The 14,659-nt window shown below is 73.9% G+C and carries 11 protein-coding genes; 7 read left to right on the plus strand and 4 right to left on the minus strand.

Going from position 1 to position 14,659, the window contains the following annotated elements; genetic code table 11:
• Nucleotides 1-47 precede the first annotated feature (47 nt).
• Nucleotides 48-1,241 (minus strand): serine hydrolase domain-containing protein, encoded by a 1,194-nt coding sequence (locus OG472_RS03860; protein WP_401602694.1) that lies wholly within the window; start codon nucleotides 1,239-1,241, stop codon nucleotides 48-50.
• Nucleotides 1,242-1,515: 274 nt separating this feature from the next.
• Between OG472_RS03860 and OG472_RS03865 the strand changes: the two genes are divergently transcribed.
• Genes OG472_RS03865 through OG472_RS03875 form a run of 3 tightly spaced genes read left to right on the plus strand, consistent with a single transcriptional unit; the run spans nucleotide 1,516 to nucleotide 4,066 of the window.
• Nucleotides 1,516-2,394, plus strand: coding sequence for a MetQ/NlpA family ABC transporter substrate-binding protein (locus tag OG472_RS03865; RefSeq protein ID WP_401602696.1), 879 nt, complete (start codon nucleotides 1,516-1,518; stop codon nucleotides 2,392-2,394).
• Nucleotides 2,391-3,407, plus strand: a complete 1,017-nt coding sequence (locus OG472_RS03870) for a methionine ABC transporter ATP-binding protein (RefSeq protein WP_405940870.1) — start codon at nucleotides 2,391-2,393, stop codon at nucleotides 3,405-3,407. Before OG472_RS03865 ends, OG472_RS03870 begins: the two co-directional genes overlap by 4 nt.
• Nucleotides 3,404-4,066: a methionine ABC transporter permease gene (locus OG472_RS03875; protein WP_383565901.1), complete on the plus strand. Its 663-nt coding sequence runs from the start codon at nucleotides 3,404-3,406 to the stop codon at nucleotides 4,064-4,066. The genes OG472_RS03870 and OG472_RS03875 overlap by 4 nt, the downstream gene beginning before the upstream one ends.
• Before the next feature lie 59 nt (nucleotides 4,067-4,125).
• Here the strand turns inward: OG472_RS03875 and OG472_RS03880 are convergent, their stop codons facing one another.
• On the minus strand, nucleotides 4,126-5,151 hold the full coding sequence (locus OG472_RS03880; RefSeq protein ID WP_405940871.1) for a phytase: 1,026 nt from the start codon (nucleotides 5,149-5,151) through the stop codon (nucleotides 4,126-4,128).
• Nucleotides 5,152-5,427: 276 nt separating this feature from the next.
• Here OG472_RS03880 and OG472_RS03885 point away from each other — a divergent pair, with 276 nt between their 5' ends.
• Nucleotides 5,428-5,742, plus strand: a complete 315-nt coding sequence (locus OG472_RS03885; protein ID WP_405827751.1) for a glyoxalase/bleomycin resistance/dioxygenase family protein — start codon at nucleotides 5,428-5,430, stop codon at nucleotides 5,740-5,742.
• Nucleotides 5,743-5,818: 76 nt separating this feature from the next.
• On the opposite strand, the gene OG472_RS03890 is transcribed toward OG472_RS03885, so the two are convergent.
• Nucleotides 5,819-6,577, minus strand: a complete 759-nt coding sequence (locus tag OG472_RS03890; RefSeq protein ID WP_401602702.1) for an ABC transporter ATP-binding protein — start codon at nucleotides 6,575-6,577, stop codon at nucleotides 5,819-5,821.
• Nucleotides 6,578-6,810: 233 nt separating this feature from the next.
• Here OG472_RS03890 and OG472_RS03895 point away from each other — a divergent pair, with 233 nt between their 5' ends.
• Genes OG472_RS03895 through OG472_RS03905 form a run of 3 tightly spaced genes read left to right on the plus strand, consistent with a single transcriptional unit; the run spans nucleotide 6,811 to nucleotide 13,975 of the window.
• Complete coding sequence (locus tag OG472_RS03895) at nucleotides 6,811-10,131, plus strand: FtsX-like permease family protein (RefSeq protein ID WP_405940872.1); 3,321 nt, start codon at nucleotides 6,811-6,813, stop codon at nucleotides 10,129-10,131.
• Nucleotides 10,128-13,016, plus strand: coding sequence for a hypothetical protein (locus OG472_RS03900; RefSeq protein ID WP_405940873.1), 2,889 nt, complete (start codon nucleotides 10,128-10,130; stop codon nucleotides 13,014-13,016). The genes OG472_RS03895 and OG472_RS03900 overlap by 4 nt, the downstream gene beginning before the upstream one ends.
• Entirely contained in the window at nucleotides 13,013-13,975 is a 963-nt protein-coding gene (locus tag OG472_RS03905) for an ABC transporter ATP-binding protein (RefSeq protein ID WP_401602708.1), read from the plus strand. The genes OG472_RS03900 and OG472_RS03905 overlap by 4 nt, the downstream gene beginning before the upstream one ends.
• Nucleotides 13,976-14,062: 87 nt before the next feature.
• Here the strand turns inward: OG472_RS03905 and OG472_RS03910 are convergent, their stop codons facing one another.
• Nucleotides 14,063-14,617, minus strand: coding sequence for a YbaK/EbsC family protein (locus OG472_RS03910; protein ID WP_405940874.1), 555 nt, complete (start codon nucleotides 14,615-14,617; stop codon nucleotides 14,063-14,065).
• Between the last annotated feature and the right edge of the window lie 42 nt (nucleotides 14,618-14,659).

Consider the following 14,659-nt stretch of genomic DNA (forward strand, 5'->3'; position numbering starts at 1 on the left):
GCGTCTCCACGGCCGCCGGGGTCACCGGGGCACCTGGGTCACCTGGGTCACCTGCGCAGCAGGGCGCAGACGAAGTCCTCCTGGACGTCCCGGACCTGTGCGAGGAGGTCGGGGTTGGCGTCGAGGGACGTCTGCGTGCTGATCGAGAAGGTCAGGGAACGGCGGCCGTCCGCCGTGGCCGCCACCAGCTGTGTGTAGCCGGCCGTGTTGCCGGTGTGGCCGTAGACCGCTCCGCAGCGCGTGGTGTAGCGGTAGATGGCCAGGCCCGCCTCGGTGCGGCCGGGGCCGGGGGGCTGGGACAGGGCGCCGGGGATGAACCTGAACTGCTGCCGGCGGGTGCGGTCCGAGACGAGCGCGCCGCCCGCGTAGCCGCGGATGAAGGCGGTCAGGTCCTTCGGCGTCGAGACGATGCCCCCGGCCGCCCAGGCTCCCGAGGCGCTCACGGCCTCGCTGACGTCGACGGGCCCGGCCTGCGGGTCGATCTGGTAGCCGTGGAGGAAAGGCGTGGGCAGCCGGTACCCCTGGGGCAGGCTCGTGGCGTCCAGGCCCAGCGGCTCGTAGACGAACTCGCGCAGCAGTGCCTCGTACCGGCGCCCGGTGACGGCCTCGGCCATCAGGGCGATGGCGATGTTGTCGGAGTTCGAGTACTGGTAGCGGCTGCCCGGCCTGAATTCCAGATCCTCGCCGGCGACGAACTCCAGCAGGCGCCGGGAGTCGAAGCGGTGGCGGGGGTCCTCGGAGATGATGTCGATGAACCCGGGGGACGCCGAGTAGTCGGGCAAACCGCTGGTGTGGTTGAGCAGTTGACGCAGCGTCACCCGGTGCCACGCGACCGGCTGACCGGGCAGCACCTCGCCGATCGTGTCGTCCAGATGCAGTCGGCCGCGGTCGACGAGCCCGAGGGCCACCGCCCCGCTGAAGGCCTTGGCGACACTGGCGATCCGCATGTGGTCCGTCGCCTTCGGCGGCCGCCCGCTCTCCACGTCGGCCACGCCCGCCCGGTAGACCTGCGTACGGTCACCGTCGCGCAGGACGGCGATCACTCCGGGGGGCCCGTCGGGGCGCTCCACGAGCTCCCGCAGCTCCTGCCGGAGGGAGGCCGCGGGCGCCGGGGCGCGGTCCGCTCCGGCCTGCGCGGGCTGCACGGAGGCGCCGAGCAGGGCGCCGCACACGGCCGTGGCGGCGGCGAGGCGCAGCGAGGGGCGGATCCGGCGGGCGTGGCCGTACGGGCGTGGGGACACGGAGGGTACCTCCAGGGGCGACGGGGCGCGGTGGCCCCACGATGGCAGGAGCGGCACCGATGCCGGCGGTGACACGGCCGCGCGCCGACCGGTGGTGGTCCATCCGGCCCTGGCAGGCGCGCGTGCTCCGGTGACCCCGGCCCACCTCACCCACCCTCCCTTTCATTCATTTCAGATTCATGAATAGAACCTCACATTCGAAGGTCACAAGGCTATTTCGATCTACGATCCATGCATCGTTCGTTCGACTCTTCCTCTGCACATGGATCACACAATGATTTCTGCACTCCCGCGCCGACGTACCCTGTTCGCCGCATCCACCGCCACCGTCCTCGCGCTCCTCGTGTCCGGCTGCGGCGCCGGAGACGGCGACGGCCACCGCATCCGTGTCGGCGTCTCCGGCGACTCCCCGGAATGGGACGTCCTCGCCAAGGAGGCCAAGAAGCAGGGCCTCACCGTGGAGACGGTCGTGTTCGACGACTACTCGCTGCCCAACAAGGCCCTCAGCGCGGGCGACATCGAGCTCAACGCCTTCCAGCACCTGGTCTTCCTCGCTCAGTCGAACACCGAGAACAAGACCGACATCGCCCCCATCGCCGCGACCACCGTGGTCCCCCTCGGCCTCTACTCCAGCAAGCACAAGCAGCTCGCGGACCTCCCCGACCGGGCCGAGATCGCCCTGCCCAACGACCCCGCCAACCAGGGCCGCGGACTGCGCGTGCTCGAACAGGCGAAGCTCATCGAGCTGCGCAAGGACGCCGGGCTCTTCGCCACCCCCGACGACATCACCGCCAACCCCAAGCACGTCAAGCTCACGCCGGTGAACGCCCAGCAGACCCCGCGTACCCTCAAGGACACGGACGCCGCGATCATCAACGACGGCGTCGCCGAACTCGCCGGCATAGCCGCCGACACCGCGCTGTTCAAGGACGATCCCGCCGCCCCGCAGTCCGTCCCGTACCTCAACGTCATCGCCTCCCGCGCGAACCAGAAGGACAACGCGGACTACCGGAAGATCGTCGAGCTGTACGGCTCCCAGGCCGTACAGGACGAGGTTCGCCGCACCAGCAACGGCACCGCGCACCACGTCGAGCTGCCCGCCGCCGACCTCCAGGCCGAGGTCGCCCGCATCCAGAAGCAGCTGAAGCGATGACCGCGGCCGTGGAACTGCGCGACGTCCGCAAGGAGTTCCCGGGCGGAGCGCGCGCCGTCGACGGGGTCACCCTCTCCGTCGAGGCTGGCACTGTCTTCGGGGTCGTCGGCCACAGCGGTGCGGGCAAATCCACCCTGCTGCGCCTGGTCAACGGCCTGGAGGAGCCGACCTCGGGCAGCGTCCTGCTCGACGGCCAGGACCTCTCCGCCCTCGGCGAGCGCCGCCTGCGCCCCGTCCGCCGCGACATCGGCATGATCTTCCAGCAGTTCAACCTCTTCCGCTCGCGCACCGTCCTGGGCAACGTGCTCTATCCGCTGCGCCTCGCCGGGATGGACCGCGCGGCGGCCCGGGCCCGCGCCGAGGAGACGCTGGACTTCGTCGGCCTCGCCGGCCACGGAAAGCGCTACCCCGAGCAGCTCTCGGGCGGCCAGCGCCAGCGCGTCGGCATCGCCCGCGCGCTCGCCACCCGCCCGAAGGTCCTCCTGTGCGACGAGGCGACCTCCGCCCTCGACCCGCAGACCACCGGCGAGGTACTGGCCCTGCTGCGCCGCGTCAACCGCGAGCTGGGCGTCACGATCCTCCTCATCACCCACGAGATGGAGGTCGTACGGACCCTGTGCGACCGCGTCGCGGTGATGGAGGACGGCAAGGTGGTCGAGAGCGGCGAGGTGTACGAGCTCTTCGCGCGGCCCCGCCACGCGACCACCGCCGCCTTCGTCCGCTCCGCCCGCCACAGCGAGCCGGACGAAGCACTCCTGGAACGGCTGCGCGCCCGCCACCCCGGCCGGCTGATCACGCTGCCCGTCGCCGACGGCAGCGCCTCCCTGGACGGGCTGTCGGAGCTCCTGCACGTCCACGGCGTCGAGTTCACGTTCGTCCACGGAGGCATCGCCGAGGTACGGGGACGACCCCTGGGCAGCGTGACCCTGGAACTGCGCGGCGAAGCCGGCGCGGTCGACGCCGTCGTGGCCGCGCTCTCCGTCCCGTACCTCGCGGAAGCGGGTGCCCTGTGAAGGCCGACTGGAGCACGTTCTGGCCCAAGGTCCTCGACGCCACCGGCGAGACCGTCTACATGGTGTTGATCACCCTGGCACTGTCGACCGTCGGCGGACTGGCGGTGGGGCTCACCCTGTACGCCACCCGCAAGGGCGGCGTCCTGCCCAACCGGATCGTGCACACGGTCCTGGGTCTGCTCATCAACGTCATCCGGCCCGTCCCCTTCATCATCGCGATCGTCGCGCTCGCCCCGGTCACGCGCGAGGTGGTCGGCACGATGATCGGGACGAACGCCGCGATCTTCCCGATGACGGTCGTCGCGACGTTCGGGGTCGCCCGCATCGTGGAGTCCAACCTGCTCTCCGTCGAACCCGGCGTGATCGAGGCGGCGCGCTCGATGGGCGCGAGCCCGCTGCGGATCCTGCTCACGGTCCTCGTCCCCGAGGCACTCGGACCCCTGGTGCTCGGCCTGACCTTCATGCTCGTCGCGCTGATCGACTTCTCGGCGGTGGCCGGCACGGTCGGCGGAGGAGGCGTCGGCAACCTGGCGATGACCTACGGCTACCTGCGCTTCGACACCTCGGTGATGGTGGTGACCGTGCTCGTCCTGATCGCACTCGTGCAGTCGGCGCAGCTGCTCGGCAACGTGGTGTCCCGCAAGGTGCTCCGCCGCTGACGCCGGTGCGCGGACGCTGCCCGGAGGGGCGCCGGCGGGAGCGCCGGCGCCCGGGACGATCAGCCGAACAGGGCGGTGATGCGCTGCAGCGGGACGAACTTGAAGTTCTGGTTGCCGCTGGTGCCGGGGGCGCCGTTGGAGCCGTCCTGGCAGATGAACACGCCCTGGGGGAAGGCGGGGCCGAGGTTGGCCGAGGTGGCGTCGATGCCGTCGGTGTCCTCGCAGTCGTCGGCCGCCGTGCCGTTGGAGACGGAGAAGCGGCCGAGGTAGGCGCGGGTGGTGCGGTCGTACACGGTGAAGTCGTTGCTGCCCTGGGAGGAGACGTAGATCCGGTTTCCGGCGGCGGTGATGCCCTCGGTGTCGGCGGTGATGTGGCCGCCGGAGCCGGTGGAGTCGAGCCTGGTGCGGCTGGTGCCGGCGGTGGGCTCCGCCCCGTACACCCAGACGCCGACGTCCTCTTCGCCGAGGTAGAGCTTGCCGGTGGTCTCGTCGGCGTAGCAACCCTCGACCGCGGAGCCCGCGTCCCACAGGCGGACGGAAGTCGCCGTCACCGCGTCACCGTTGACGGCGAGCTCCCACTGCTCGACGCGGCCTGAGGTGGAGTTGGGGAAGGCGTACAGCTTGCCGGAGACCGGCGAGGTGTAGAGGCAGATGCCGTGCGCGGTGACCTCGGTGGGCACGTCCGCGAGCCGCTTGAGCTGCCGGGTCGCGGGGTCTATACGGTAGATGTGCATGGCACCGTTGCCGCCGGCGGCCTCGTCGTCCGCCGAGACCACGATGTTGCCGCGCAGGTCGACGTTGTTGCCGTAGTCGCCGGTGATCCGCTGGATGCGGGCGCCGGTCATGTCGTAGACCTCCAGCGCACCCTTCTTGTCCGTTCCGACGACCACGGACTTGGCGGGGTCGGTCGGGTGGACCCAGATGGCGGGGTCGTCGGCGGCGTCGCCGCTGTGCGAGACCGGGGCGGTCTCCACGGTGGCGGTGACGGATGTCGCCGCCGCGTGAGCCGGGGCGGCCGGCAGGGCCAGTGTGGCCAGGACGGCGGCGGGCAGCGCGGCCGCACGGACGGAAAGGGCGAAGGACACCGGGTTCCCCTCGGTCGGGTGAAGGACAGGAGGAGGGTAGAGAGGCCCGGCGAGCACGGCGTGAACGGCAGTTGAACCGGCCGCGGCCTCGGCGCCGGGCCGGGCGGGATCCGCAGGGGGCGCAATCTCCGGTGCCGCCGGCCGGGAGCGGCAACTACTCTGGCGGGGCTCGGACATCGGCCCACCGCAGCGCCGTCCGGACCGGCAACGTGCCCCATCCGTACGGCTCTTGCCGGTGCTGCCCGAGCCTGCGTCCCCACAGCCCCCTGGAGCCCCATGAGCGACCCGATAGCCATCCGCGCGACCCTGCTGGTCCTGTACTCGCCCCGGCTCGAAGAGTGCCGGCGCTTCTACGAAGACCTGGGGCTGCCCTTCGCGAGCGAGCAGCACGGGCAGGGCCCCCGCCACTACGCGGCCACGCTGGCGGACGGTGCGGTCCTCGAGATCTACCCCGCCCGCCCCGGCCGCGAGACCGGCGCCCTTCGCCTGGGTCTCACCCTCACCGGCGCCGTCGCGACCCCACCGCTCGCGCCCGGCCGCCATCTCCGCACGGACCCCGACGGCCGGACCGTCGACATCCACTCGGTCTGACCAGGGCCGACGGGCGTCCCGCCCGGCAGCCGAGCGGCGTAACCGGGGCGCCGGCGCGGGCCTGCGCCGCGTCACCTCACCGGCCGGGCTCCTCGTCCGCGCCGGGCCCGACGATGCGGCCGTCGCGCAACTCCACTACGCGGTCGGCGAGTTCGATCAGGTTGGGGTCGTGGGTGGCGACGAGGATGGTGACCGACTCGCTGCGCACGACCGCCCGCAACAGCTCCATGATCGACCGGCCCGTCTCCGAGTCGAGCTGACCCGTGGGTTCGTCCGCGATGATCAGGTCGGGGTCGTTGGCCAGGGCCCGGGCCACCGCGACGCGCTGCTGCTGGCCGCCGGAGAGCTCACCGGGGCGCTGCTCGGCGTGGTCCGCGAGGCCGACCAGGGCGAGCAGGGTCCGGGCGCGTTCCTCGCGCACCTTGGCGGGCACACGACGCAGTCGCATCGGTACGCCGACGTTCTCGGCTGCGGTGAGGACGGGGATCAGGCCGAACGACTGGAACACGAAGCCGATGCGGTCGCGGCGCAGGGCGAGCAGGTCCGGCTCGTCGAGGGTGGCCAGGTCGGTGCCGTCGAGGGTGATCCGTCCGCTGGTCGGGGTGTCGAGCCCGCCGACGAGGTTCAGCAGGGTGGTCTTGCCGGAGCCCGACCGGCCCCTGAGGGCGGTGAGTTCGCCGCGGCGGACCTCGAAGGACACGCCGCGCAGGGCGTGGACGGCCTGCGGTCCGCTGCCGAAGCTGTGGTGCAGGTCGTCCACCACCACGATCGGCGTGCCGGCGCCCTCTCCCGCCGTCGCGACCGCCGCCGCCGGTTCCTGATGGTTGTTGCTCATCGCCTGTACTCCCCCGTCGAGTTGTCCGCATCGTGCGCGTCGTCCGCGTGGAGCGCCCCGCCCCGCGGTCCGCACCCACTGCCACTGCCACTGCCACTGCCACTGCAGCTTTCTGATCGCATTTGCGCATCCAACGCACCTTTCACGCAAGCCCCTTCCCTCTCTGGCTCGAATCTGACAGCATCGTCCGCTATCCGGTACCGAAGGTCCGGACGGGGGAGGGAACTCAACACGTGCTCGGCTTCGTCGTGCGCCGGCTGCGCGGGCGATGGCCGCTCGCCGTCGCCGTACTGCTCACCGTACTGATCACCGCGACCGCTCTGACCGCGCTGACGGCATTCACCCGTGGCGTGGAGGAGGAGGGACTGCGGCAAGCCCTGACCGGCTCGGAACAGGCCCGGACCACCGTCGTGGTCACCAGCGGCCATCCGGCCTCCTCCCGCGCCAAGGACGACGAGTCCGTCCGGGCCTACGCGGGCGAGGTGTTCGGGCGACTTCCGGTCACCACCGAAAGCGTGGCCCGCAGCCGCTCGTACGGGCTTCCCGGCACCGCCTCTTCGGGCCGCGACGCCGACCTGACCCTGCTCGCCGCCCTGGCCCGGGAGCGCGTACAACTGCTCGCCGGAGCGTGGCCCGGGCCCGTAGCCGCCGGGGCCGGCACCCCGGCGGCACCGATGCAGGTGGCCGTGCCGCGCGCGGCGCTGGCCCGGCTCGGCCTGGCCGAGTCCGCGCTGCCCGCACCGGTCCGGCTGGACGACCGGTTCGACGGGGCTGCGCTGACCGTGCTGGTCACCGGCGTGTACCGGGCCGCCGATCCGGACGCCGGGTACTGGCAGCTCGACCCGGTCGGCGGCCGGGAGATCCAGTCGAACACCCTCGCCACCTATGGCCCTCTGCTGGTGGACGACAGCGCGTTCACGACCGGCGGCCTCCTGCAGAACTACCGCCTCACTCTGCTGACCCCGGACATGAGCACGATCCGCACCTCCGAGGCCGAGGCCGTCCGGACCGCGGCAAACCCCGCGGGGGCCACCCTGGAGCGCACCACCTCGCTCCGGACTGCCACCGAACTGCCCAAACTCCTGGCCGAGTTGGACTCCGGCCTGCTCGTCGCCCGGTCCACCCTCCTGGTGGGCGCGCTCCAGCTCGCCGTCCTCTCGACGGCCGCGCTGCTCCTCGTCTCCCACATCCTGACGGTCCGCCAGGAACCGGAGCGCGTCCTGCTCACCGCGCGCGGCGCCTCCCGCCGGCGCCTCGGAGCGCTCGGCGCGGCCGAGTCGCTGCTGCTCGCCCTGCCCGCGGCCGTCCTGGCACCGCCGCTCACTCCGCCCCTGCTGCGTCTGTTCGGCAAGTTCGGACCACTCGGGCGGGTCCACCTGGAGATCCCGGACACCTGGCTGGTCTGGCCGGTCGCGGCCGGCTGCGCCCTGGCCTGTGTCCTGCTGACCACGCTGCCGTCCGTCCTGCGCGGCGCCTCGGCCGCCGTACTGCGCCGCGCCGGCAGCAGGCAGGCCCTGGTGACGGGGGCCGCCCGCTCCGGGCTGGACCTCGCCGTGCTGGTCCTCGCCGTCCTCGGCTACCAGCAGCTGTCCCAGTACGGGGGTACGGACGCCCAGGTGCCCGACTCCCCCGCCGGCGGGCTGGGCGTCGACCCGGTGCTGGTCGCCGCCCCGACCCTGGCCCTGTGCGGGGGAACCCTGCTGGTCCTGCGCCTGCTGCCGTTCGCGGCGCGGGCCGGCGGACGGCTGGCGGCGCGCGGCCGGAGCCTGGGCCCGGCCCTGTTCGGCTGGCAGCTCGCCCGACGGCCCGGCCGGGCCACCGGGCCCGTGCTGCTGCTCGTACTCGCCGTCTCCAGCGGGATCCTGGCCCTCGGCCAGCACACCGCCTGGTCCGAGTCCCAGCGCGACCAGGCCGACTTCGCGACCGCGGGCGGCCTGCGGATCTCCGGGAGCAGCATGGCCCCGATGGGGCAGGGCGGACGCTACGGGGCACTGCCGGGCGCGGACCGCCTGATTCCGGTGGTCCGCCGGGCGCAGCCGCTGCCCGGCGGGGGCACCGCCGACGTCATCGCGGTGGACGCGACCAAGGTGGGCGAAGGCGTACCGCTGCGCGCCGACCTGCGTGGCGGCCACGGGATGCGGGAGCTCTTCGGCCCGCTCGCCGCGGAGGGCCCGGACACCCCGACGGGGTCCGCGGCTGCGGGCGCCGCGGGTTCCCCGCCCGGGCGGGTTCCCGGTGTGGTCCTGCCCGGCTCCCCGCGGCGGATCGAGCTCGGCGTGACGGTACGGTCAGCCGGGACGAGTTGGGCGGCGGTGAGCCTGCTGCTGCGCGACCGGTTCGGGGCGACCCACGGGACGACCTCGGTCACGCTGCCCACCAGCGGCGACGCGACCCTCGCGTTCCCCCTGGACACGCTGACCGGTGCCCCGATCGGTTCGGCCGCAGCCCCGCTGACCCTGGCGGGGATACGCCTCTCGTACGCCGGGGACGAAGGCCCCGCGGGCGACGGCAGCGAACTGACCCTGCGCCGGATCGGCGTCTCCGACACCGCGGACGGCGGCGCGACCGCGGTCGCCGCGTCCGGACCCGCGGCCACGGGCGGCTGGACTTCCTCGCCCCCGCAGGGACCCCGCAGCATGCGGGCCCCGGCGCTCTCCCCGCTCCCGGCAGGTTCCACGGATCACCTGCAGGTGCGGTACTGGGGCGGGGCCGGCACGGAGAAGGGCGTCAGCGCCGTGCTGTTCCCGGCGCCCGCCGCACCTTCCGCGACCACGGTCCCGGCGGTCGCCACCACCGACTACCTGCGCTCCATAGGCGCCTCCGTGGGGGTGACCGTCCCCGTCACGCTGGACGGCGCGGCGGTCCCGATGCGGATCACCGCGGCCGTGGACTCCCTTCCGGTGGTGGGACGGTCGGGGGTCGCCGTCGACCTGCGCACGCTCGGCCGGTTCCTGGTGGAGTCCGCCGGGCAGCTGCCGGCCCCGCCCACCGAGTGGTGGCTGCCCGCCGCCTCGGCCGCCGATCCGGTCCCGGCCCGCGCGGCGGACAAGCTGCGCGAAGGGTCCAGGACCGAGCGCGTCCAGTTGCGCGAGGAGATCACCGCACACCTGTTGGAGGATCCGCTGAGCGCAGGCCCGCAGAGCGCGCTGGCCGCACTCGCCGCCGCGTGCGCGGTCCTGGCGGCCATCGGCTTCGCCACGTCCACCGCCGCCGAACGGCGCGCGCGCGGCCGGGAGTTCTCGGTCCTGCTCGCGCTCGGAACCCCGCGCCGGTCGCTGGCCCTGGCGTCCGCCGCCGAGGGCGGGGTGCTGATCGTCATCGGGACCGCGGTCGGGACCGGGCTGGGTGCCGCCCTCGTCCACCTGATGGCGCCGCTGGTCGTGCTGACGCCCGCCGCCGGGCGGCCGTTCCCGCCCGTACGGGTGGACCTGCCGTTCTGGCAGACCCTGCTGACGGCCGCCGCCATCGCCGCCGTTCCCCTGCTGTCGGCCGTGCTCAGCGGCCCCCGGGGCCGCGACATCGCCGCCCGGCTGCGTCCCGTGGAGGAGATGTGACCACCCCGCCGCCGTCCGCCGCGCCGCCGTCGGAAGCCACCCCGCAGTCCGCCGCTGCCCCGCGGTCCGGGCCCCGGCCCGCGCCCTGGGTCAGGACCCGGTTGCGGGCGGCTCCCCTGGGAACCCTGCTCGCCGCCGCGCTGGCGTTCGTCGCCGTCCTGTTGGCCGCCGCGCTGCCGCGGGCCCAGGACCGGGGCGCCGACCAGGCCCTGAGGTCCTTCCTGGAACGCAGCGGGCAGACCAACACCAGCCTGCAGGTGACGGCGCCGGCCCCCGTGTCCGGGCAGAGCGCCGAAGCCCTGGACGGGACGCTGAAGAGCCTGCTGTCCCACACCGGAGCCAGCTTCCGCGTCGACCCGGACGCGGTGGTCCACGGCACGCGCACCACCAAGCGGCAGCCGCTGCTGAATCCGGAACTGTCCCGCCCGTCCGGCTTCCCGCCCGCCATGGCCCTGCTGTACGTCCAAGAGGCCCAGGCCCACGTGAAGCTGGTGGAGGGGCGCTGGCCGAGCGACACACGCCCGCCCGCGGCCGCCCCCGAGGGCGCCGCCGCGTACGACCCGCCGCTGCAGGTCGCCCTCTCGCAGCGCGCCGCCGAAACGCTCGGCGCCCGCCTCGGATCCGTCCTGAAGAGCACGCCCCTGGTCGGCGGCACGCCGTCCGTGGAAGTCGTCGGTCTCTACGCGGTCCCCGACCCGACCGAGGACTTCTGGGTGGGCCTCGATTGCCTCCCGCGCGCCTGCGAGCACTACAACGGTGAGAACCTCTCCTGGCACGTCGACGCCCTGATCGGAGCCGGGGACCTCGGCCGGATGGACACCTGGGGCGATACCGCCGAGGACTTCTGGCGGCTTCCGGTGGACGTCGGCAGCCTGCGGGCCGACCGGCTCGACGCCACGACGAAGGAGATCGCCTCGTACGTGGCCGGGCCCACCGCAGCCGCCCTCACGAGGGAGACCGCGCGCCTGCGGCTGCGGACCACCTCGTGGCTGCCCGAACTGTTCAAGCAGGCCCACGACCGCAGGCAGGCCGCGGCGCCGCTCGCCCTGATCGGACCCGCCGGGGTCGGCGGGGTCGCCTTCGTCGTCCTGTGCCTGGCCGGCGCACTCGCCGCGGACCGCCGCGACGCCGAGCTGCGGCTGCTGCTGGCCCGGGGCGGCTCGCGCGCCGGCATCGTCGGCCGGCTCCTCGGGGAAGGCGCCGTCACGGTGCTCCCGGCGGCCGCGGCCGCCACCGCGCTCGCCGTACTGCTGCTGCCCACGCCTCGGCTCACACCCGCGCTGCTCTCGGCCGCGGTCGTCGCCCTGCTCGCGCTGCTGGCCTTCCCCGTACGGGCTGCCGTACTGCTGACCCCGCCGCGTCCGGCCGGGCGGTGGCGCCGGCCCGTGGCCGAGCTGCTCGTGGTCATCGCCACGGCCGCGGCCGTTCTGGAGGTCCGCCGCCGCGGGGTCGCCCCGGCGGGCAGCGACCCCGACCCGCTGCTGATCGCGGCTCCGCTGCTGCTCGCACTGTGCGGCGGGCTGCTGCTGGCCCGGCTCCAGCCGGTGGTGACCGGCTGGCTCGCGCGGGCGGCCGGCCGCAGCTCCGGGCTGGTCGGCTTCCTCGGGCTGGCGCGGGCCGCCCGCGGCACGGGGGCCGCCGGGACCAACTCCCGTGGCCGGACCGGCCCCTCCGTCCTGCCGATGGTCGCGCTGCTCCTCGCCATCACCACCGGGGGGTTCGGGGCCGCGGTCCTGCACTCGGTGGACGCGAACCGGCTGGGGGTGGCCCGGCTGGCGGTCGGCGGAGACGCGGCGATCTCCGCGTTCGGGAAGGCGTCGCTCCCGGAGGGACTCGCGAAGGCCGCCGGCGAACTGCCGGGCGTACGCACCTCCGTGCCGCTGTGGATCGACCACGACTCCTCGGTCCTCGGCACGACCCAGCGCTCCACCCAGATCTCCGTGATCGTCGCCGAGCCGGCCGCATACGCGGAGCTGTCCCGCACCCTCGGCTGCGGATCCTTCGACCCGGCCCTGCTGGCCGCGGGCGGCGCGCAGTCCGCCGACGCGCCCGTCCCCGCGCTGTTCAGCGCCGGTCTGGCACGGCTGGCGGGCCCGGGCACGTACACGTTGCAGCCCGGCAACGGCGGAGAGCTGAAGGCACGGGTCGTCGGCGTGATCGACTGCACCCCGGCCCGGCCGGCCCGTGACGCCGCGACCGTCGTCCTCCCGGCAGGCCCGGCGACGGCCCTCATCGGCGCCGACCGCCCGAACCAGTGGCTGGGCCTGGGTTCCGTCGACGGCGACCGGCTGCGCGCGCTGGTCCGGTCCGCTCTCCCGCCGGCGCCTTCGACGAACCAGTCTCCGGCTCCCGTCGCGGACCAGGGCCCCTCCGCCGGGGCGCACCCCGCCGACGAGGTGTATCCAGTACGCACCAGCGCGGAGGCCGTCGCCGAGCTGGGCGCCGATCCGCTGCAGCGGTCGGCACAGCGCCTCTTCTGGGCCTCCGTGGCGGGAGCGGCCGGTTTCGCACTGCTGGCCGTACTGCTGACGCTGATGCGGACGGTCCCCGAGCGGGCGGCGCTGCTGGCCCGGCTGCGCACCATGGGTCTGCGCCGCCGCCAGGGCGTGGCGCTGATCCTCGCCGAGAGCCTGCCGCAGACGCTGGCCGCGACGCTGGGCGGCGCCCTGGTGGCGGCCGCCGCGGTGGCGTTGCTGGGCCCGGCGATGGACCTGTCCACGCTGGTCGGCGCGAGCGTGCCGACCGGTGTGCGGCTCACGGCGGGTCCCGTACTGACCCAGGCCCTGGGCCTGGCCGCCCTGGTCGCCGCGGCCGTGCTCGTCGAGGCGGCGACATCCGGGCGACGGCAGATCACCACCGAGTTGAGAGCGGGAGACCAGCGTTGAACACCGACCAGCCGACGTACGAGGAGCTGCGCCGCCGGGCGACGGCCGCCGCGGAGCCGCGCACCCCGGCGGCGGACGCCGCGATCGCCTGCGACCGTCTGGTCCGGATCTTCAGCACGGACGGCATCGAGGTACAGGCCCTCCAAGGGCTGGAGCTGACGGTCGCCCAGGGCGATCTGGTGGCCCTCGTGGGCGCCTCGGGCAGCGGCAAGTCCACCCTCCTGAACATCCTGGCGGGCCTGGACGTCCCGACGGCGGGCAGCGCCGCGGTCGCCGGCTACGACCTGCTGGAACTGTCCGCGCGGGACCGGCTGCGCTACCGGCGTGAAGCGGTCGGCTTCGTCTTCCAGCAGACGGCCCGCAACCTGCTGCCGTTCCTGACGGCCGCGCAGAACGTCGCCCTGCCCATGCAGTTGAAGGGCGGAGGCGGGCGGCGCGGCGCGGGCGCGCGCCGGGCCGCCCGGGTCGCGGAGATCCTGGACGCCCTCGGGATCGGCGAACTGGCGCACCGGCGCCCGGCGGAACTGTCCGGCGGCCAGCAGCAGCGCGTCGCGATAGCCGTGGCGATGGCCAACGATCCCAGGGTCCTGCTGGCCGACGAACCCACGGGCGAACTGGACTCCGAGACGGCCGCTGCGGTCTTCGAGACGTTCCGTACGGTGAACAAGGAGCTCGGGGTCACGGTGGTCATCGTGACGCACGACCCCATGGTGGCGGGCGAGGTCCGCCGCACCGTGGCCATCCGCGACGGCCGTACCAGCAGCGAGGTCCTGCGCCGTCTGGTCACCGACGAGCACGGCGAGGAATCGATCAGCGAACGCGAGTACGTCGTCCTGGACCGCTCCGGGCGCGTCCAGCTCCCACCGAAGTTCCTGGAGGCCCTGGGCATGGAGCACCGCCTGGCGGTCGACCTGGCCCCGGACCACATCGAGCTGCGCCCGGACCGGACCCACGGCTGAGCCGCGCACGGTCCGGCGGCCAAGGGTGCCGGGCCGTGGGAGCGTTCACGTGCCGGGCGGTGCGGTCCCCCACGGGAGCGGGGAACGTCAGAGCGCGAGGCCCTCGATGAGCTCGGCACCGGGGAGTTCCGCGAACAGTTTCCCGGGCGCGATGAGCTTGCCGCGTCGGCGTCCGCTGCCGACGAGCACGTACGGCATGTCGGCGACCACCGGGTCCACCAGGAGCGGCCAGCTGTCCGGCAGACCCAGCGGGGTGATGCCGCCGTACTCCATGCCCGTCAGCTCCACGGCCGTCTCCATCGCCGCGAAGGACACCTTGCGCGCGCCCAGATGACGCCGGACGGCGCCGTTCACGTCGACCCGGTCGGCGGAGGGCACGAGGCAGGCCGCGAGGGTGGTCGCGCCGCCGCGCTTGGCGGCGACCACCACGCAGTTCGCCGACTGACCCAGCAGCTCCTGCCCGTAGTGCGCGACGAAGGCACCGGTGTCGGCGATGGCCGGGTCGGTGTCCACGTACAGGATCTGCTCGGCCGGGACGTCCCCGGTCCAGCCTCCGACGGCAACGGCGACGGGAGGAACGAGATCCGCGAGGCAGTCGGGGGCGGGAACCGCGTTGTCGAAGGGTCCGATGGGAGCGCGCATGCCCGCACGTTAACACCATGCCCGGACGGCCGAGAGCCCCTG

Origin of the sequence: Streptomyces sp. NBC_00207, from assembly GCF_045160965.1 — a bacterium.
Lineage (GTDB): Bacteria > Actinomycetota > Actinomycetes > Streptomycetales > Streptomycetaceae > Streptomyces.